General features: G+C 70.6%; 15 protein-coding genes and 1 tRNA gene. 9 read left to right on the top strand and 7 right to left on the bottom strand.

The annotated features are described in order from the left end of the window. Positions 1-990 precede the first annotated feature (990 nt). Entirely contained in the window at positions 991-2,064 is a 1,074-nt protein-coding gene (locus O1R50_RS22025; RefSeq protein WP_270112382.1) for a phosphotransferase enzyme family protein, read from the top strand. A gap of 369 nt (positions 2,065-2,433) precedes the next feature. On the opposite strand, the gene O1R50_RS22030 is transcribed toward O1R50_RS22025, so the two are convergent. From O1R50_RS22030 to O1R50_RS22040, 3 genes are all read right to left on the bottom strand, one after another. Beyond that, a tRNA-Ala gene (locus O1R50_RS22030) sits at positions 2,434-2,506 on the bottom strand. A 203-nt stretch (positions 2,507-2,709) separates the two neighbouring features. After that, on the bottom strand, positions 2,710-4,077 hold the full coding sequence (locus O1R50_RS22035) for an amidase (protein ID WP_270112384.1): 1,368 nt from the start codon (positions 4,075-4,077) through the stop codon (positions 2,710-2,712). Between the two features lie 63 nt (positions 4,078-4,140). Next, positions 4,141-5,286 carry a cystathionine gamma-synthase gene (locus O1R50_RS22040; RefSeq protein WP_270112385.1) on the bottom strand — a complete coding sequence of 382 codons (1,146 nt, stop codon included), beginning with the start codon at positions 5,284-5,286 and terminating at the stop codon, positions 4,141-4,143. A gap of 92 nt (positions 5,287-5,378) precedes the next feature. On the opposite strand from O1R50_RS22040, the gene O1R50_RS22045 reads away from it, so the two are divergent. Next, complete coding sequence (locus O1R50_RS22045) at positions 5,379-5,642, top strand: hypothetical protein (protein ID WP_270112386.1); 264 nt, start codon at positions 5,379-5,381, stop codon at positions 5,640-5,642. A 96-nt stretch (positions 5,643-5,738) separates the two neighbouring features. Here the strand turns inward: O1R50_RS22045 and O1R50_RS22050 are convergent, their stop codons facing one another. Beyond that, positions 5,739-6,128 carry a VOC family protein gene (locus O1R50_RS22050; protein WP_270112387.1) on the bottom strand — a complete coding sequence of 130 codons (390 nt, stop codon included), beginning with the start codon at positions 6,126-6,128 and terminating at the stop codon, positions 5,739-5,741. 65 nt (positions 6,129-6,193) lie between these two features. Between O1R50_RS22050 and msrA the strand changes: the two genes are divergently transcribed. The 5 genes from msrA to O1R50_RS22075 all read left to right on the top strand — a co-directional run bounded on the left by msrA (position 6,194) and on the right by O1R50_RS22075 (position 14,581). After that, the gene (msrA, locus tag O1R50_RS22055; protein WP_270112388.1) at positions 6,194-6,796 is read left to right on the top strand and encodes a peptide-methionine (S)-S-oxide reductase MsrA; all 603 of its coding nucleotides are present in this window, start codon (positions 6,194-6,196) and stop codon (positions 6,794-6,796) included. A 166-nt stretch (positions 6,797-6,962) separates the two neighbouring features. Beyond that, entirely contained in the window at positions 6,963-9,059 is a 2,097-nt protein-coding gene (locus tag O1R50_RS22060) for an MMPL family transporter (protein ID WP_270112389.1), read from the top strand. Positions 9,060-9,192: 133 nt separating this feature from the next. Beyond that, positions 9,193-9,432: a hypothetical protein gene (locus O1R50_RS22065; protein WP_270112390.1), complete on the top strand. Its 240-nt coding sequence runs from the start codon at positions 9,193-9,195 to the stop codon at positions 9,430-9,432. 40 nt (positions 9,433-9,472) lie between these two features. Continuing rightward, positions 9,473-12,616, top strand: a complete 3,144-nt coding sequence (locus tag O1R50_RS22070; RefSeq protein ID WP_270112391.1) for a helix-turn-helix transcriptional regulator — start codon at positions 9,473-9,475, stop codon at positions 12,614-12,616. 426 nt (positions 12,617-13,042) lie between these two features. Continuing rightward, positions 13,043-14,581, top strand: a complete 1,539-nt coding sequence (locus O1R50_RS22075; protein WP_270112392.1) for a multicopper oxidase family protein — start codon at positions 13,043-13,045, stop codon at positions 14,579-14,581. Between the two features lie 95 nt (positions 14,582-14,676). Here O1R50_RS22075 and O1R50_RS22080 read toward each other — a convergent pair whose 3' ends face one another. Genes O1R50_RS22080 through larB form a run of 3 tightly spaced genes read right to left on the bottom strand, consistent with a single transcriptional unit; the run spans position 14,677 to position 17,259 of the window. Continuing rightward, on the bottom strand, positions 14,677-15,051 hold the full coding sequence (locus O1R50_RS22080) for a PH domain-containing protein (protein ID WP_270112393.1): 375 nt from the start codon (positions 15,049-15,051) through the stop codon (positions 14,677-14,679). 40 nt (positions 15,052-15,091) lie between these two features. Then, a complete protein-coding gene (gene larC / locus O1R50_RS22085) occupies positions 15,092-16,486 on the bottom strand; it encodes a nickel pincer cofactor biosynthesis protein LarC (protein WP_270112394.1) in 1,395 nt (464 codons plus the stop codon). After that, entirely contained in the window at positions 16,483-17,259 is a 777-nt protein-coding gene (larB, locus tag O1R50_RS22090) for a nickel pincer cofactor biosynthesis protein LarB (protein ID WP_270112395.1), read from the bottom strand. The genes larC and larB overlap by 4 nt, the downstream gene beginning before the upstream one ends. Before the next feature lie 200 nt (positions 17,260-17,459). Between larB and O1R50_RS22095 the strand changes: the two genes are divergently transcribed. Further along, positions 17,460-18,191: a glycerophosphodiester phosphodiesterase gene (locus O1R50_RS22095; RefSeq protein WP_270112396.1), complete on the top strand. Its 732-nt coding sequence runs from the start codon at positions 17,460-17,462 to the stop codon at positions 18,189-18,191. Positions 18,192-18,316: 125 nt separating this feature from the next. Then, positions 18,317-18,718 (top strand): ATP-binding protein, encoded by a 402-nt coding sequence (locus O1R50_RS22100; RefSeq protein WP_270112397.1) that lies wholly within the window; start codon positions 18,317-18,319, stop codon positions 18,716-18,718. Positions 18,719-18,781 lie beyond the last annotated feature (63 nt).

Below are 18,781 nucleotides of genomic sequence, written 5' to 3' on the forward strand. Positions count from 1 at the left end.
CAGCCGGCAGGGCGCACGTCAGGTGCGGGCGACCGGTGAGCGGGTGAGGGCGATCGTCGAGCGCGGTCCGAAGGCCTTGCTCACCGTTTCGGGCGCCAGTGCACGTTCGGGCTCGCCGGAGGCACTGCGACGCAGAAAACGGGAAGCCGTCCTGTGCGGATAAGGCCATTCACCTGTTCACGATCCGAACTTGTTTCACCTGCTCAGGGCGGGTGTCTTGCGAAATGGTGGAGGTACTGAACGCTTATCCGCACGCGTTCCCGGAGGTCAAAGCGTTGCGATCCGACCTGGCGAAGCATGCGAAACCCGACACGAAAAGCCAGGAACGCAGTCCAGGCCTGACATCTCCTGTGCGGACGGCACCGCGTCCGCTCCGCAAACGACTGGCCCCGAAGGACCGCCGACGACTCATCGAAGACTACCTCGCGGGAGCGTTGCAGAGGGACCTCGCCAGGCGGTACGCCATCGGACTCTCCAGCGTCAAGACCATCCTCCGCGACGCCGGAGCACGGAAATACGCAGCACGCTCGTAACCAAAACCGCACTCGACACCGGCTTCGTCCAGAGCCGGGTGTGGAGGGCCGCGTCCCTCCACACCCGGGCGGCTGTAAGGGCGATCTACAGGACCCGTTTTACGGCCTGGTCGCAGGCCACCGGTGGTCGAGCGGGGACCGTGCAGCGGAGAAGGCGCAGTAGTGCGCGCTGAACCTGCCTCGCTTGGCGGCGCGGCGGCTGCCTATGCCGTCGATCCTCTGGCGGACGCCGTCGCAGCGTATGAACAACGAGGCTGGTGATCGAGTGCTTGATCTGCCTGCACCGGGTTGATAGGCTCCGGCTGACGGCGCCGACCGGACGCCGAGCCGTGGAACGTCCGCCCCAGCCGGAGTTCCATTGGCGAAGGGGAAGTCGCCCTCATGGTCCTTGAACGTCACAGGTCATCTCTGCACACCGCGCCGCTGGGGGACGAGGGTGTCACGAGGAGGCTTGCCCATGACGAAGAACGGCAGTTTCAAGAAGATCGTTCGCCACCACGCGAAGGACACAGGTCAGCGCTACACCGAAGCGCTGACTGACCTGGAGGGTCTGGGCGGGCGCATGCACCATGAGCCCGCAGGTGAACGCCTGCTCGCCCACCTGCGGGATCGCTACGACATCAACCCGGTCGCTGCAACCAAGCTCAGCGTGCACAAGACCTACGTCTTCCGCATCGACCGCAAGGACGGCGACCCGTGGATCGCACGGGCCTTTCCCCCCGCCCGCCCGCGGCCAGGCGTCGAGGGCGACGCCGCGATCCTGCGGTTCCTGGAGCAACAGGACTACCCCGCGGAGCGCCTGGCGGTCGATGACGCGGTATCTGACTTCGACGGCAGCACGGTCCTCATCACGCGGTTCGTTGAAGGCGGACCCCTCCCCGACAGCACGGAGAAGTTCGCCCTGATGGGTGACCTGCTAGGACGGCTGCACGCGCTGCCCCACGACGAGTCCTCGAGCCGACCGGGGGGTGCGAGCGGTGAGGACCCCCGCCGTGAAGGCACCCCGCGTCAGGACCTGCTCGCCGCCCTGGCGTTCCTTGACGCCGTGGATACCAAAGTGCCGGCCACCGAGCGCGAACGATTCGAGCGACTCAGGGACCAGGTGCGCTCAGCCGACGACGGTGAGGGCCTTCCCGAGGCCCTGCTGCACGGCAATCTCCTGCACGCCCCCGATCACGCCATCCTGAGCGAGCAAGGACCGGTCGCGATCAACTGGAAGGCATCGGGGCGCGGACCACGCCTCGCCGACTTCGCCTACCTGATCTGGGGCACGGGATCATGGAACCCGCGGCGGCCCGACCAGGAACGCATCGACGCTGCCGTCAACGCTTACCGCCGGCACATCGAGCCGACCGACGACGAACTCGACCGGCTCGAAGCGATCATGTACATCCGGACGCTGTACCTCGCCTGCTTCGGCTACCGACGCGCGGTCATCAACGGCGCCCAGTTCGACGAATGGTGGCTCATCCGACCGCAGGACTACTTCAGGTCCACCGCCGCAGCAACCCGAGCCGCGTTCCGTCGGTAAGCCGCCGAGATGCGAGGCCAGAACATTGAGGAGTTGAGAGCGCCAGATCGTTGATACACCAATGCATCTCGTGATCAAGCGGTCCCGAGACCGTCACAAAACCTGACGCAGAACCGACATGCACGCGAGAAGCCAACCCCCGCATGCACCACCTGCTCCACATCGACTCTTACGATGTCGCCGAAGACCGGACAGTCCATGTCCACGCGAACTGGCTCTCCAGTCCGACTGCAGCGCAAGAGGATCAGGGCCCCTATCTCAGTACGGCCTGAGGATCGTGTGGCGACCTTATCGCCCACAAACACCGTTGGAACAGCAAAGAGCGGTCATCAGCATGATGACCGCTCATATACTCAATGTCCGATTCAGTGGAGCTTAGGGGATTCGAACCCCTGACCTTTTCCATGCCATGGAAACGCGCTACCAACTGCGCCAAAGCCCCTTGATTGGCGTTCCAGAGGCCTAGACCTTGGAACCGGGACTAGTTTACACAGTGTTCGGGGGCCGCCCCAGGGAGGGGCTGGAGACGGCGGTCACGTTGGTGAGCTGGGGGTTTGCGGTGCTGGTGGGGTCGGTCGGGCGGCGTGCTTCCGTGGCGTCGAAAAGGCCCCTCGCGCCGAGCGCGAGGGGCCCTGAAGGTCTCCGTCAGTCCCAGCTGAGTCCGGGCGCGTAGCGGCGGGGACGGAGTTTGGCGATCAGCTGGGCCGCGACGTCGAAGAGGCGGCCGGTGGAGCCGGGCGGGCCGACGAGCTGGACCGTGGCCGGAGCGCCGTCGCTGCGCATCCCGACCGGGACGACCAGGGCCGGGAGGCCGGCGAGGCCGAACGGGGCGGTGAACGCTGCGGCGCTGGCGAGGTGGGTCACGTTGGCGCGCAGGGTTTCCGTGGACCACTCCTTGGCCGCCGGAGGCGCCGCGGGGAGGCCCGGGGTGATGAGCAGGTCGTAGTCCTCGAGGTCGAACCAGTCCTCGAGGTGGCGGCGGACGCGGTTGCCGTCGCCGAGGACGCCGCCGAACAGGCCCCGCAGGTAGGTCCTCTCGCCGACGGACACGAGCCGCCGGGTGCGCCGCTGCAGCCCGTCAGGGCCGCATTTGAGGCTGCGCAGGTACGCCGCGCAGGTCCAGGCCCCGGAGGAGGCCGGGGTCAGGCGGGCGCCGAAGCGGGGCTTGGCGCGGAACGTGTCGTGGCCGAGGTCGGTGAGGGATCGCACGGCTTTGAGGAGCCATTTGGTGGCGTCGTCGTCGACGCGCGCCGGGAGGGGCGCGACGTTGGTGGCCGCGATCCGCAGTCGCCCGGGGTCGCCGGTCGAGCGCGGGTGGCGGTGCGTGAGCGCCGCGTACGCGAGCGCGGCGTCCTCGACGGTGGTCGCCATGACCCCCGTGTGGGCGCCGAGCCAGTGCTCAGGGTCGGTGTTGATGTCGGCGGGAACATGCTCGGGGCTGTAGGCGACGATGCCGCACGCGGCGGCCGCGGTGCGCACGCCGCCGGCCGAGCCGGGCCCGTCGAGGCCGATGCCGATGGGCGCGGCCCCGGTGGCGACCGCGAGCGCGGTGCCGCCGCTGGGGCCGCCGACGCCGCGGTCGGGGCGCCACGGGTTGGCCGGGACGTTCCCGTCGTCGTCGGTGGCGGGCCAGAGCCCGAGCTCGGAGGAGCGCCCGAAGGCGACGACCACGGCGCCGGCGCCGCGGATGCGCTGCACCGCTTGGTGGTCGGTGTCCGCGATCGGCAGGACGGCGGCGTTGGAGCCGAGCCGGGGCGCGTGCCCGGTGACGGCGAGCTGCTCGCATACGGCCACGGGCACGCCCGCGGCGGGCAGGGAGTCGCGGTTGTCGATCTCGTCGACGGCCGCGGCCTCGGCGAGGGATTCGATCTTCCGGACGCTGGTGAGGGCGCCTTCGGCCTCGCGGTGGTCCTCGATACGGCGGAGGTGGTGGTCGACGACGATCGCGGCGTCGGCGTCGCCGCGCCGGACCGCCTTGGCTATCTGCTGCGCGGTGGTTCCCGACCAGCTCACTGCACGTCCTTCTTTCTCACGGGGGCTGCGCTTCTCAGGCGGCACAGCGAGGTGCCGGTCCGTCTATCCCAGGGCCTGGCGCAGGTCGGCCAGGAGGTCGTCCGCGTCCTCGATGCCGACGGACAGGCGCACGAGGTCCGCGGGGACCTCGAGGGCGCTGCCTGCGGCGGAGGCGTGGGTCATGCGGCCGGGGTGCTCGATGAGGGATTCGACGCCGCCGAGCGATTCGCCGAGCGTGAACACCTCGGTACGGGCGCAGAGGTCGACCGCCGCCTGCTCGCCGTCCTTGTGGCGGAAGGAGATCATGCCGCCGTAGCGCTTCATCTGCTTGCCCGCCACGTCGTGTCCGGGGTGGGTGGAGAGGCCGGGGTAGCGGACCTCGGCGACCTTGGCGTGCCCGGCGAGGAACTCGGCGAGGACTTCGGCGTTGTCGCAGTGGCGGTCCATGCGCACCCCGAGGGTCTTGATGCCGCGCAGGGTGAGGAAGGCGTCGAAGGGTCCGGCGACACCGCCCATCGAGTTGTGGTGGAACGCGATGGCGTCGCCGATCTCGCCGTCCTGCACGACGATCGCGCCGCCGACGACGTCGGAGTGGCCGCCGATGTACTTGGTCGTGGAGTGCACGACGAGGTCGGCGCCGAGCGCGAGGGGCTGCTGCAGGTAGGGGCTGGCGAAGGTGTTGTCGACGACGACGAGGGCGCCGCTGCGGTGGGCGAGGTCGGCGAGCTGCTCGATGTCGGCGATGTTGAGGAGCGGGTTGGTGGGCGTCTCGATCCACACCATCTTGGTGCGTGCGTTCATGGCCGCGGCGACGGCGGCGACGTCGGTGATGGGGGCGGCGGTGTACTCGACGCCCCAGCGGGTCGCGACCTTGTCGAAGAGGCGGAACGTGCCGCCGTAGGCGTCGTCGGGGATGACGACGTGGTCGCCGGGGGCGAGGAGGGCCCTCAGGATGGTGTCCTCGGCGGCGAGGCCGGACGCGAACGCGAAGCCGCGGGTGCCGCCTTCGATCGACGCGAGGCAGGTCTCGAGGGCGGTGCGGGTCGGGTTGCCCGATCGGGAGTACTCGTAGCCGCCGCGGAGTCCGCCGACGCCGTCCTGCTTGTAAGTGGAGGTGGCGTAGATGGGCGGGACGACCGCGCCGGTGAGCGGGTCGGGCTCCTGCCCGGCGTGGATGGCTCGTGTGGAAAACCCGTGACCCTCATGCATGTCCCTACGCTAACCGACGCGAGTACCACTGCCTATGGATAGGCACGCTATCGTGCAGACAACACTTTCCCACTTCAGTTAAGGGGCGCCTCATGGGCTTCGACGAAGTACACAAGATGGACATCACCGGTGACGGCGTCGACGAGACGGTCGGCGTGCGCCGCAACGAGGACGGCTCGGTCGAGTACCACGTGGACATCGACGGCGACGGCACCGCGGACATGAAGGCCGTGGACTCCGACGGCGACGGCGTCATCGACCACGTGCTGCTGGACCACGACGGCGACGGCAAGTACGACGCGGCCGTGGTGGACGCGGACGGCGACGGCCAGATGGACGCCCTCGCCGAGAAGTAGGGCCCCGCTCCCCTCGGCAGGTTCGCACTCCGCAAGGCCCGTCAGACTTCGCGCCGCGGGCGCCCCCGGTTCGACCGGGAGCGCCCGCGGCGTCGCTCAGTCCTCGCCGCGTTCGGCTTTGGAGCGCTCGACGCAGAACTCGTTGCCCTCAGGGTCGGCCAGGGTCACCCAGCCGGTGCCGTCGTCCTTGCGGTGGTCGCCGACGAGGGTCGCGCCGATGCCGAGCAGGCGTTCGACCTCCTCATCGCGGGTGGTGTCGGGCACGAGGTCGAGGTGGACGCGGTTCTTGATCCGCTTGGCCCCGTCGGGCACGTTGACGAACAGCAGTCCGGGGTGGCCGCCGTCAGGGCCGATGAAGTTCTCCTCGTGGTCGGGGAGGTTCGGGTCGTCGGGGTCCTCGGTGTAGCCGGTGACCTTAGTCCAGAACAGCGAGAGTGCGTACGCGTCCTGGCAGTCGAAGGTGATCTTGCCGATGTCTGCAACCATGCGCATACGCTAACGTCCCGTGTCCAAGGCTGGCGATCGTTATTCGCGCGTGACAGACTTGCCGCATGAGCACCACTCACCCGATCCTGCAGCACCCCATCGAAGGCTCGCCCGGCCCGGGCGCTGAGACCGCCTATTTCGGGATGGGCTGCTTCTGGGGTGCCGAACGCCTGTTCTGGCGCGTCCCCGGGGTGTGGACGACCTCCGTGGGCTACATGGGCGGCAACACCGAGACGCCCTCCTACGAGGAGGTCTGCACCGGTCTGACCGGTCACGCCGAGGTCGTGAAGGTCGTCTGGGAGCCGGGCGCGGTCGCCTACGAGCAGCTGCTCAAGGTCTTCTGGGAGAACCACGACCCGACGCAGGGCATGCGGCAGGGCAACGACGTCGGCACCCAGTACCGGTCGGTCCTGTTCACCACCACCTCCGAGCAGCAGGCCGCCGCCGAGGCGAGCAAGGAGGTGTTCGAGCCGATCGTCCGCGCCGCCGGGCTCGGCCCGATCACGACCGCGATCGTCCCCGCCGGCGCTTACTGGCTCGCCGAGGGCTACCACCAGCAGTACCTGCACCACAACCCGAACGGGTACTGCAACCACGGCCCCACCGGCCTCTCCTGCCCCGTCGGTATCGTCCCGGCGCAGGTGCACGTGCGGCCGCCCAGCGACTGAGCCTGGATCGCGGCGGAGCAGCTGGTCGGGTCGGGCGTGTCAGAGCCGCCGGTGAACGCCCCAGGGGTCATCCTCACTACATGCGCAACGCAGCCTGTAGTCGACCGGTTCGATCGCCGAACTCGTGATTCGTCGAACCACTCGGCACCGCGAGGAGACCCGAACCATGGCACGCGGAGCACCGCGACCCCGCCGACGCCTGCGCTGGCTGCTGCCCGCACTCCTGGCCCTGGCCTGGCTCACCCTCGGTGCGTTCGCGGGCCCGTCGGCCGGGAAACTCAGCGAGGTCGCCTCGAACGACGGCTCCGCCTTCCTGCCGTCCACAGTCGAGTCCACCGAGGTCAACGAGATGCGGGCCGCATTCGACGACACCCGCGCGACCCCCGCGATCATCGTCGCCGAGCGGCGCGGCGGCCTCACCGCCGCCGACCGGGCCTACCTTGAGACTGCGAACGCCTCCCTGACCGAACTCGAACACCTCGCCGTGCCGCCGATCCCGCCGCGGCTCTCCGCCGAGACCCCGCCCGAAGCCGCGCAGCTCGTCGTCCTCATCGACGCCGCGGCGGAGGAATCCGAAGCGGTCGCCGCGATCCGCGCCGTCCTTGAGGACGACCGCCCCGCCGGCCTGGACGTGCTCCTCACCGGCCAGGCCGCGCTCGGCGCCGACCTCGGCGAAGCCTTCAGCGGCGTCGACGGCCTGCTCCTGCTCGTGGCCGCCGCCGTCGTCGCGGTCATCCTCGTCCTCGTCTACCGGTCCCCGCTGCTGCCGCTGCTGGTGCTCCTCTCGTGCGGGTTCGCGCTCGCCGCCGCCAGCGCCGTCGTCTACGCCCTCGCCGACGCGGGCGCGATCGACCTCAACGGCCAGAGCCAGGGCATCCTGTTCATCCTCGTGTTCGGTGCGGCCACCGACTACGCGCTGCTGCTCGTGGCGAGGTTCCGTGAAGAGCTCGACGCCGGAGACGACCGCTTCACCGCCGTCCGCAAGGCCCTGCGCGCCACGATCGAGCCGATCGCCGCGTCGGCCGGGACCGTGATCCTCGGCGTGCTGTGCCTGCTGTTCAGCCGGCTCGAATCGAACCGGGGCCTGGGGCCGGTGGCGGCCATCGGCATCGCCGCGGCGTTCCTGGCCGCGGTGACGTTCCTCCCGGCGGTGCTCGCGCTGCTGGGGCGGGCGGCGTTCTGGCCGCGCCGCGTGCCCGGGAGGGGCAGGCGCCGCTCCCGGCTGTGGTCCGCGGCCGCCGGGCTCGTGGCCCGCCGCCCGCGGGCCGTCTGGGTGACCACGACCACGGGCCTGCTTGTGGCCGCCGCCTTCATGTTGCAGCTCAAGGCGGACGGCACCGCGCAGACCGACGTATTCCTCACCGGGGTCGACTCCGTCGCGGGCCAGGAGGTGCTGGCGGATCACTTCCCGGCCGGTTCCGGTGCGCCCGCGGTGGTCGTCGCGGACGCCGACGCCCTGGAGGAGGTCCTGGCGGCGGCCGAAGTGGAGGGCGTCGCCGCGGCGGCCCCGAAGACCGACGCGTCGGGGGTCGTGCTCGAAGCCGACGGACTCGTGCTGATCGAGGCGGTCCTGGAGGACGCGCCCGACAGCGACGCCGCGATGGACACTGTGGAACGTCTGCGTGACTCGGTGCACGCCGTGGACGGCGCCGATGCGAAGGTCGGCGGCCCCACTGCGATCCAGCTCGACACGCTGGCGACCTCCGAAAGGGACCGGGCCGTCATCATCCCGATCGTGCTCGCGGTCATCCTGGCGGTGCTCATGCTGCTGCTGCGGTCGATCCTGGCGCCGCTGCTGCTCACCGCCACCGTCGTGCTGTCGTTCGGTGCCACGATGGGCGTCTCGGCGCTGGTCTTCAACCACCTCTTCGGCTTCCCGGGCGCCGACCCCACCGTGGTCCTGTTCGGCTTCGTGTTCCTGGTGGCCTTGGGGATCGACTACAACATCTTCCTCATGACGCGGGTCCGCGAGGAGTCGGCGCGGCTCGGCACGCGCGCCGGGACGCTGCGGGGCCTGGTCGCCACGGGCGGGGTCATCACATCGGCCGGGGTGGTGCTCGCGGCCACGTTCGCGGCGCTCGCCGTCCTGCCGATCCTGTTCCTCGCGCAGATCGCGTTCGTCGTCGCCTTCGGGGTCCTCCTCGACACGGTGATCGTCCGCTCGCTCCTCGTCCCCGCGCTCACGTTCGACGCCGGGCGGGCCGTCTGGTGGCCCTCGCGCCTGGCCAGGGTAAGGCCCCTCAGCCGGAAAGTAAGGGACTGAGGCGCAGTCGCACCCGAAACTGAGGCGGGTAAGGCCCCACCCGACGCGGACGCCTGATGCCCCCTGCCCGGCCTCAGCCGGAGCATTGGTGTCAGGCCGGAAAATCCGGCCATCGACACCAAAGGAAGTTCACATGAACGACTTCGAGCTCAACTACCTCCACTTCGCCCGCTCCGAGGAGCTCATCAAGCAGGCCGAGAACGAACGCCAGGCCCGCGCGCTCGTCAGGGCCGCCAAGGCCACCCGCCGCGGCGGCGCGAACGTCCGCCACGCGGGCCTCGCCTCCCGCGTCGCCAAGGCCTTCGGCCGCGGCGAGCAGTCCGGCAAGCCCGCCGGCGGACAGCGCGCCGACCATGCCCATCCGGCGAAATGACAGGCGCGGAACGTCATAGGCCCGTGTCATGATTGCTGACATGCCGCGCCTGGGTTCCGACCTCCCCCTGTTCGCCCGCGACGCCGAACTCGCCACACTCCGTGAGACGCTCGACGCCGCCCGCGGCGGGCGCCCCGCGACAGTGCTCGTCTCCGGCGACGCGGGGGTCGGCAAGACCCGGCTCCTCCACGAATTCAACGACAACGCCGGTGACGGTGTCCTCACCGTCACCGGCCACTGCCTCGACACCGCCGACTCCGCCCTCCCCTACCTCCCCTTCGCCGAGATCGTCGGCGCCCTCGCCCGCGACAACCCCGACCTCGCCGCGAACCACCCCGGCCTCAGCCCCCTCCTCCCCGGCCACCCCACCCCCGCCGAAGGCGACCTCGGCCGCCTCGGCCTCTTCGAGGCCTTCCACGCGGCCCTCGCCGACCTCTCCGCCGCGCAGCCGCTCGTCCTCACCCTCGAAGACCTCCACTGGGCCGACCGCTCCAGCCGCGACCTCCTCGCGTTCCTCACCTCCCGCCTCACCGGCCAGCGCGTCCTCATCCTCGGCACCTACCGCGCCGACGCCGTCCACCGCGCCCACCCGCTCCGCCCCCTCCTCGCCGAGCTCGTCCGCCTCCCCGCCGTGCAGCGCCTCCACCTCGACCCCTTCGACGCCCAGCACGCCGCCGACTTCGTGCGCGAACTCAACACCGGGCTCGACGAGGCGACCGTCGCCAAGATCGCCGCCGCCTCCGAAGGCAACGCGTTCCTCGCCGAAGAACTCGCCGCCGCCGAGACGCACACCGTCACCTTCGAACTCGCCGAAGTCCTCCTCGCCCGCCTCGAACGCCTCCCCGAATCGGCCAAGCAGGTCGTGCAGCTCGCCTCCGTCATGGGCCGCCGCTTCACCTACCAGCGCCTCAACGCCGCCGCCTGGTCGATGCTCGACGAGAACGGCCTGCGCCACGAACGCGAACTCGACCAGGCCCTGCGCGCCGCGATCTCGCACGGCATCATCGTCCAGAAGAGCGCGGACACGTACGCGTTCCGCCACGCCCTACTCGGCGAGGCCGTATACACCGATCTCCTTCCGGGCGAACGCATCCGCTACCACCAGAAGATCGCCGAATCCCTCGCCGACGACAACGGCAAGGGCGCCGAGGCCGAACTCGCCCACCACGCCCACGAATCCGGCGACCTCCCCTGCGCCCTCTCCGCGTCCGTGCGCGCCGCCGACGAGGCCGTCGAACTCGCCGCCCCCGCCGAGGCCCTGCTCCACCTCGAGCGGGCCCTCACCCTGTTCGGGAAGGTCCCCGCCGAGAAGCGACCCGACGGCCTCACCGAACTGCGCCTCACCGTCCGCGCCGCCTCCAACGCCGAGGCATCCGGCGAGATCAAACGCGCCCAGTCGTACTCGGCCGCCGCAGTGCGCCTCGCCGACGCCTCCGGCGACCGGCTCCAAGGCGCCTACACCCGCCGCAAATACGCCAAACACCTCCTCTCCATCGAAGGAGGCGAGCAGGAGGCCCACCGGGTCGCCTGGGAGGCATGGCAACTGGTCAAAGACGACGAGCCGCACACCATCAAGGCCTGGGCCCAGGCCGTGGTCGCGCGGACCATCTACCACAGCCGCAAGTACGACGAGGCCGCCGAATGGTGCGCCCGCGCCATCGCCACCGCCGACGCTGTCGCCGCGGCGGGCACCGCCGACGAACACGACGGGCACCTCGCCGCCAAGGCCGACGCGATCCTCACGCACAGCATCGGCGCGTTCCGCCGCGGCGGGCAGACCCTCGAAGAGACCGTCACCCGCAACGACGAGGCCCGCGCGCTCGTGCGCGGCAAGGGCTGGCACGAGGTCGAACTGCGCGCGCACTTCAACAACGGCCTCGTCATGGTCGAGGCCGCCCGCATAGCCGAAGCCCTCACCCACTTCAACCGCGGCATGGACCTGGCCCGCAGCACCGGCGACAAGTGGAGCGGCTACGGCCTCGAAACCGCGGTGCGCCAAGTCATCTCCAACTACATGATCGGCCGCTGGGACGAGGTCGACGCGAACGGCGAGATGGCCTCCAGCGTCCTGCCCGGCGTCGTGCTCACCCGCCTCGCCGCCGCCGTGCTCCTCGTCGACGTCGCTCGCGGCCGCTTCGACGCCGCCGACCGGCGCCTCGACTACCTCGCGGACCGCTGGCAGCTCGACGGGCAGGTGCTCGCGCTGGCCTCGCTGTGCGGCGTCGAACTCGACCGCTGGCGCGGCCGCCCCGAGGACGCGCTGCGCCGCGCGGAGCGCGCCACCGAGCGGATGACCCGTATGCGCGGCTACTACCTCGCGGGCGTCTCGGTCTGCGCCGCCGGTGTCGGGGCCGCCGCCGACCTCGCTCAGCGGCTGCGCCGCGAAGGCGACGCGACCGGGGCGAAGGACGCTGTCTCGGCGGGGGAGCGCCTGGCCGAGCGGGCCCGGTTCTTCAACGAGCACGGCCGTCCGCTCTCCGGCACGCTCGGCCCGGAGGGCATTGCGTGGATCGCCCAGCTCGACGCCGAGGAGTCCCGTTTTAACAGTGACGGCGACCCGGACCTGTGGCGCACGGCGGCCGCGGCCTTCGACTACCGCAACGCCGGCACCGGATCGGTTGCGGTGCCGCTGGAGCGCCCCTCGAGCGCGCTCGACTTCGGCGTGAACCTCGACGAGCAGGCGCGGCTGGAGCTCGCGCTGCGCGACCCGGTCGCCTCCGAGGCCTTGGCGCTGTTCGAGGCCGGAGCCGATGGCGCTGCACTCGAGGACCGGACCTGGGCCGAGCCGTACCGGCAGGCCCTCGCGCTGTGGCGGCTCGCGGAGGCGCTGCTGGCAGCGCCGGGAGCCGAGTCGCGCACGGAAGCGGTCGCGGTGCTCACCGAGGCGAAGGCGACCGCGTTGCGGTTGGGGGCGACCCCGCTGGCGCAGGAGCTGTGCGCGCTCGCGGAGCGGGCGGGCCTTGATGCGGCGGTGCCGACGACGTCGCCGCTGACGCCGCGGGAGCTTGCGGTGCTGCGGCAGGTGGCGCGCGGGCTGACGAACAAGCAGATCGGCGCGGAGCTGTACATCTCCGAGAAGACGGTGAGCGTGCACCTCTCGCGGGCGATGGCGAAGCTCGGTGTCGCGGGCCGCGCCGCGGCGGTGAACACGGCGCACCTGCGCGGCTACCTCACCGAGGCCTGACCGCGCGGGGCCCGCTCGGGCCGTGATCCTCCTGTACCTGTACCTGTACCTGCACCTGTACCTGTACCTGTAGCTGCGGCGAATTGCCGCAGCGCGGCGCGGCCGCGCGCGCATACGGGAGGCCCCGGGTACCCGCCCATTCCCACCTTCACCACTACCAGTGAAAAAGGCCAGGCTCCCAGACCGGTACGACGGTTCGCCGCGGCTATGGGAAGCCGGAGTTCGAACACCGGCGTGCAAATCAGGTCAATTCGGAAAATTCGGGTGTGGCGGATTCACGCGAAGGAGTGAACGGAGGCGAGCAGTGCTCGCCCCGGCTCCGCTACTGGAGGTTGACGCGGGGCCGCGGCATCATCCCCGGGTGGTACGCGGATTGCCTTCCCCGGCCCGATGCAACCGCCGAGGCGCCGCACGAACATTGCAACCATGAAGCGGCGTAAAGCACTCAAGTGGACCCTCATCGGCGTCGGGGGCGGTGTCGGGGCGGTCGTGCTCGGCGGGGCCGGGACCCTCGGCTACTTCTGGAACAAGTCCAAGCTCGAGACCGTCGGCGAGGTCGACTTCGACACCCCCCTCGCCGTCCCCCCGCTGGCCGAGTCGACCGAGGACGCCTCGGGCGCCCGGATCTTCAACCTCGAGATCCAGTCCGGCACCGTCGCCTTCAAGGACGGCCGTGAGACCGAGACCTGGGGCGTCAACGGCCCCTTCCTCGGCCCGACCATCCGCGCCAAGCGCGGCGAGGAGGTCGCCTTCGCCGTGCACAACGGCCTCGACGAGGGCACCTCGATCCACTGGCACGGGATGCACCTGCCCTCGGTCATGGACGGCGGCCCCCACCAGGAGGTCGAACCCGACGGCGTTTGGGCTCCCCAGTGGACGCTGAACCAGCCCGCCGCGACCCTCTGGTACCACCCGCACCCCCACGGTCGCACCGGCAACCACGTCTACCGGGGCCTCGCCGGGATGTTCATCGTCGACGACGACGAGTCCGAGGGCCTGAACCTGCCCTCCGAGTACGGCGTGGACGACGTGCCGATGATCGTCCAGGACCGCAAGTTCAACGGCGACAACCAGTTCAACGACAACGCCTCGTTCATGAGCATGCAGGGCATCCTCGGCGACGAGATCATGGTCAACGGCACCCTCGGCCCCTACTTCGACGTCACCACCCGCCTGGTGCGCCTGCGCCTGCTCAACGGCTCGGTCTCGCGCCTGTACAACTTCGGCTTCAGCGACGACCGGCCGTTCTCCCTCATCGCCACCGACGGCGGCCTGCTCCCCACCGCCTGGGAGACCGACCGCCTCCAGCTCTCACCGGGCGAGCGCGCTGAGATCGTGGTCGCCTTCGAACCCGGCGAGACCGTGGCGCTCCGCTCCAACCCGGCCGACGAAGGCTACGAGGGCCCGCTCGGGCGCTTCAACGGCGGCGACGACCGGCTCGACATCTGCGAGTTCCGGGCCGCCGGCACCTTGGCCGACACCGCCGAGATCCCCGAGTCCATGGGCACGGCCCCCGACCTCGCGGACGCCGAGATCGCCGCCGAGCGCTCGTTCTCCCTCTCGGGCTTCAACCAGATCAACGGGGAGTCCATGGACCCCATGCGGATCGACTTCGGGGTCCGCGAGGGCACCGTCGAGGTCTGGGAGGTCGAGAACTCGGACGGCTTCATGCACAACTTCCACGTCCACGACGTCCAGTACCAGGTGCTCACCGTGGACGGGCGGGAGCCGCCGCCGCGCCTGCGCGGCTGGAAGGACACGGTCCAGCTGAACCCGCAGGCCAAGTACCGGCTCGCGATGCGCTTCGCCGACTACACCGACCCGAACCTGCCGTACATGTACCACTGCCACATCCTCGTCCACGAGGACTCGGGGATGATGGGCCAGTTCGTGGTCCTCGGCGAAGGCGAGGAGATCGGCACAGTCCCGGTCAGCGCCTCCGCCAGTTCCCACGGCGGGCACTGAGCCGCTCCCGGCCGCAAGGGCCGGGGGACGACGCGGCGCAGGGAGCCCCGCCCGTAGGCACCACGAACGGGATTCCCTGCGCCGCAGCAGGTCTACTAGAGGGAGCAGGCGGCGATGTGCTTGGCGATCGCGGGCAGGTCCACGTTCTCCTTGAACTCGAAGCGGACCCGGCCGAGGCCGCTGAACCACAGGTCGAGCTCGCCGTCGTTGTCCATCAGGCCGTCGGTCTCGACCGAGTAGGCCTGGATCTTGTTGTAGGGCAGCGAGGTGTAGTCCTTCTTGCGGCCGGTGACGCCCTGCACGTTGACGGCGATGACCCGCTTGTTCGTGAAGACCACGAAGTCGCGCACGCCCTCGAAGGCCAGGGCGACCTCTTCACCGTCGACCAGCAGCGGCTGGACCTCGTCGCGGAAGCCGGGGTCGTCAGTGAGCTTGAGCTTGAAAAGCGAACCGTTCTCGAAATCGATCATGCGGGCAGGATATCGGTACGGTCCCAGCGTCGCGGCCCGCCTAATAGTGCTCGGCCGCAAGCGCAGTGGCCTGCGCGATCACCACTTTGAGCGGACGCCCCAGAGCGGCGGCCGCGGCGGCCGCGTCCTCGTACTCCACCGAGGCGTTCACGACCTCGCCGTCCTCCAGCGCGATCTTCACGCCGATCCGGTGACCGTCCACATCGACATGCGCGTACCGGCGTTCGAGCGCGTTCTTCTCGATCTCGTAGTAGCGCATGCCGATCGTCGTGGTGTGCCGGACCAGCGCCGACCGCACCGCTTCGATCGCCTCGGGACGGCACAGCACGTGAACCGTGTGCGCCGGGCGCCCCTTCTTCATGAGGATCGGCGTCAGCCAGGCGTCCGAGGCCCCGGCGGCGAGCAGCGCCGCGAGCGCGGCGGGCCACAGGCGGGGATCGAGATCGTCCACATTGGTTTCGATGACGACCGGTTTCGCGGGCGCTTGCGCGTTGCCTCCATGGGCCTCGGCACTCGCACCGCTGCGGACGTGCGCCTTTCGCGGCGCGGCATCGCGAGTTTCCGGCGCCGCGGGCACGTGGCGCCCGTGATGGTCGTGGTCGTGAGGTCGGTGCGCGTGCCCGTGCCCGTGGCCCGCCGAGGCGATGCCCTGGTCGTGATGGACGTGCGATCCGCGGCCCGGCGCGCTGACCTCGCGGCCCACCAAGAGCCGCAGCAGGTTCGCGCGCTCCTTCGGGTCGCGGCCGCCCGCGCCCGCACCGATCCGCTCGACCACCATCTCCGGCATCGGGCCGTAGCCGGAAGCCGCGGCCGCGATGATCGCCGCGCCGGTCGGCGTGCACGCCTCGTAAGGCACCGCGCCGACGACCGGTGCGCCCGCATCGGCCAGCACCCGCAGCACCGCAGGGGCGGGCAGCGGGATCGAACCGTGCGAGCCGCGCGTCGTGCCACCGCCCACGGTCACCGTCGAGACCGTCAATCGGTCGATGCCCAACGCCGCCAAGCCCGCTGCAGCGCCCACGATGTCCGCGATCGAGTCGAGCGCGCCCACCTCGTGGAAGTGCACGTCCTCCTCGTCGATCCCGTGCGCGGCCGCTTCCGCCGCCGCCAGCCGCGCGAACGCCCCCAACGCCAGCTTCCGGGCCGCCGCGTCGAGCTCCGCGCCTTCGAGCATCCCCCGGATCGACCGCCAGCGCCGGTCCGTCGCGACCTCCGGGGCCTCGACGTCCACCTTCGTCGCGACAAGACCGTGCCGCGTGACCCTGTCGGCCAGCAAGCGGACCGGCTCGGTTCCGAGCGCGTCCACCGCTGCCTGCATCACCGCCAGTTCCACCCCGGCGTCGACCAGAGCACCCAGGAACATGTCGCCGCTCGCGCCCGCCGAGCAGTCCAGCCATGCGATCCGGACCGCACCGCTCTCGCCCTGCGCGTTCACGCCTGCGCCGCCTTCACGCCGAGCATCCGCGACGCGGCCATCGCCGCGCCGAAGCCGTTGTCGATATTGACCACCGTGACCCCCGGGGAGCATGAGTTCAGCATCGTCAGCAGCGGCGCGAGCCCGCCGAACGCCGCCCCGTAACCCACGGACGTCGGCACCGCGATCACCGGCGCGGCCACCAGGCCCGCCACGACCGACGGGAGTGCCCCGTCCATGCCCGCCACCACGATCACGCACGCCGCCTCCCGCAGCTCGCCGACCTTGTCGAGGAGCCGGTGCAGCCCGGCGACGCCCACGTCGGCCACCAAGCGCGTGTCGATCCCGTTGGCCCGCGCCACGATCGCGGCCTCGCGGGCCACCGGCAGGTCCGAAGTCCCCGCGCACACCACCGCGAGCAGCCCGGTTTCGGCGTCCGGGAACGCGCCGACCGCGCACACCCCGCTCTCCACCAGCACGTCATCGCCGAAGGCCTCCCGCACCGCCGCCGTGCAGGCGTCGTCGCAGCGGGTCGCGACCGCCACCCGGCCCGGGTGCGCCTCGCGCAAGGCCGCGAGCGCTCCGACGACCTGCTCGGGCGTCTTCCCCGCCGCGTACACGGCCTCGGCCGTCCCGGTCCGCGCCGGACGGTCGGTGTCGATCTTGGCCCAGCCCAGGTCGCGGTAGCCCTCCCCGGCCCCGGTGAACCCCCGCGGCCCCGCCGCCTCGGGGGACGCCTGCGGAGCCGTGGATTCGGGCTGGTCGTCGAACGCGGATTCAGGATCGAGTTGCACGCCCCCATCCTCCCTCTCACCCCTCACCCGCCGCCACCGGAACCGAACCCGTCCCAGCGGCGCGAACCCGCGCCGACCGACCCTGACCGCCGCACCCGCCGTTCACCCGCCTCCGCCGAGCGGGGGACGTTCATCACCACCACCCCGAACGGACACCGCTAAGCGGGCCCGGCGTCGGACTCAGCGTCTATCGTCAAGGGGTGTCCCAGCCGCTGATAGCCGCCCACCGAGGCGCGAACGAGTTCCTCCCGGAGCACTCAATCGCCGCGTTCCGCCAGGCGATCGTCGAGGGCGCCGACGGTTTCGAGTTCGACATCCGCCTCACCGCCGACGGGCATCTCGTCCTCCACCACGACCGCACCGTCAAACGCACCGCCGGTGCCAAAGGCGCCGTGGCGGATCTCACCCTCGCCCAGTTGCGGGAGCTGAACTTCGCCCACCAGTTCCCCGACTGCGCCGGCAACCCCGAAGCCGAGCGCATCCCCACCCTCGAGGACCTCTTCGGCCTCGTCGTCGACTCCGGCAAAGACCTCAAACTGTTCATCGAGGCCAAACACCCCTCGAAGTTCGGTCCCCGCCTCGAACTGCGCCTGTGGGAGACGCTGCGGCGCTGGCCCGGACTCGACGTCACGGTGATGTCCTTCTCCCGCGCCGCGCTCAAGACCTGGCGCGGCCTGGACGCGGACACGCCGCTCGTCTGGATCTTCGAGTACCCGTTCCGCCGCCCGCCCGAGGGCGTCCAAGTGCTCAGCTCACGGGTCGACTACCTCGAATCGACCCCCGGTTTCGTCGAACGCAGCCACGAAGCGGGCTACCAGGTGTACACCTGGACCGTCAACGACGCCGACACCGCGCTGCGCTGCGCCGGACTCGAGGTCGACGTGATGTTCACGGACCGTCCGGCCGCGATCCGGCAGACCCTCGCGGGTTAGAGCGCCGCTTCCTCAAGCCGCCTCAAGACGGACGTACCGTCCGTCGTAATGCTGGCGTCATGCGGAGCTAACAGGTAGGTTGCTGTATAGCCTCCCCACGGCACGGAGGAAGGAAGGGGACCGCGATGCCCGCTGCGATACCGGCACCAGAGCGGCTGCGCGTCCCCCACCAGTCCGGAGCGGCGAGCCAGGTGCGCCGGTGGCTGCGCGAATCGCTCCCCGATCTTCCCGAAGAAGTCCGCGACGACCTCCTCGTGTGCGCGACCGAGCTCGTCTCCAACGCCGTGCGGCACGCCCGCCCGCTCCCCGGCGGGGACGTGTGCGTGACCTTCGAGCTCGGCCCCGCCGACGTCGAGGTCGGCGTCATCGACGGCGGCTCCCGCACCCACCCGCACGTATGCGCCGTCAACCTCGACTCCGCCCACGGACGCGGCATGTTCATCGTGTCCAAGCTCTCCACCGACTGGGGCGTCCGCTCCCTCGGCGACGGCACCCAAGAGGTCTGGGCCCGCATTCCCGTGCGCTGAAAGCGAACAGGGCCTGCAACCTCAGCGACCCGAACCTCCCCGCCGCCGCACCCTGCACCGATG

Origin of the sequence: Glycomyces luteolus (assembly GCF_027622875.1) — a bacterium.
GTDB lineage: Bacteria > Actinomycetota > Actinomycetes > Mycobacteriales > Micromonosporaceae > Glycomyces > Glycomyces luteolus.

Bases quoted from the DNA above. Each gene is read 5' to 3' on its own strand.
- O1R50_RS22025 (WP_270112382.1), top strand. From the start codon at position 991: ATGACGAAGAACGGCAGTTTCAAGAAGATCGTTCGCCACCACGCGAAG.
- O1R50_RS22040 (WP_270112385.1), bottom strand. From the start codon at position 5,286: ATGCATGAGGGTCACGGGTTTTCCACACGAGCCATCCACGCCGGGCAG.
- O1R50_RS22045 (WP_270112386.1), top strand. From the start codon at position 5,379: ATGGGCTTCGACGAAGTACACAAGATGGACATCACCGGTGACGGCGTC.
- O1R50_RS22050 (WP_270112387.1), bottom strand. From the start codon at position 6,128: ATGGTTGCAGACATCGGCAAGATCACCTTCGACTGCCAGGACGCGTAC.
- msrA (WP_270112388.1), top strand. From the start codon at position 6,194: ATGAGCACCACTCACCCGATCCTGCAGCACCCCATCGAAGGCTCGCCC.
- O1R50_RS22060 (WP_270112389.1), top strand. From the start codon at position 6,963: ATGGCACGCGGAGCACCGCGACCCCGCCGACGCCTGCGCTGGCTGCTG.
- O1R50_RS22065 (WP_270112390.1), top strand. From the start codon at position 9,193: ATGAACGACTTCGAGCTCAACTACCTCCACTTCGCCCGCTCCGAGGAG.
- O1R50_RS22070 (WP_270112391.1), top strand. From the start codon at position 9,473: ATGCCGCGCCTGGGTTCCGACCTCCCCCTGTTCGCCCGCGACGCCGAA.
- O1R50_RS22075 (WP_270112392.1), top strand. From the start codon at position 13,043: ATGAAGCGGCGTAAAGCACTCAAGTGGACCCTCATCGGCGTCGGGGGC.
- O1R50_RS22080 (WP_270112393.1), bottom strand. From the start codon at position 15,051: ATGATCGATTTCGAGAACGGTTCGCTTTTCAAGCTCAAGCTCACTGAC.
- O1R50_RS22100 (WP_270112397.1), top strand. From the start codon at position 18,317: ATGCCCGCTGCGATACCGGCACCAGAGCGGCTGCGCGTCCCCCACCAG.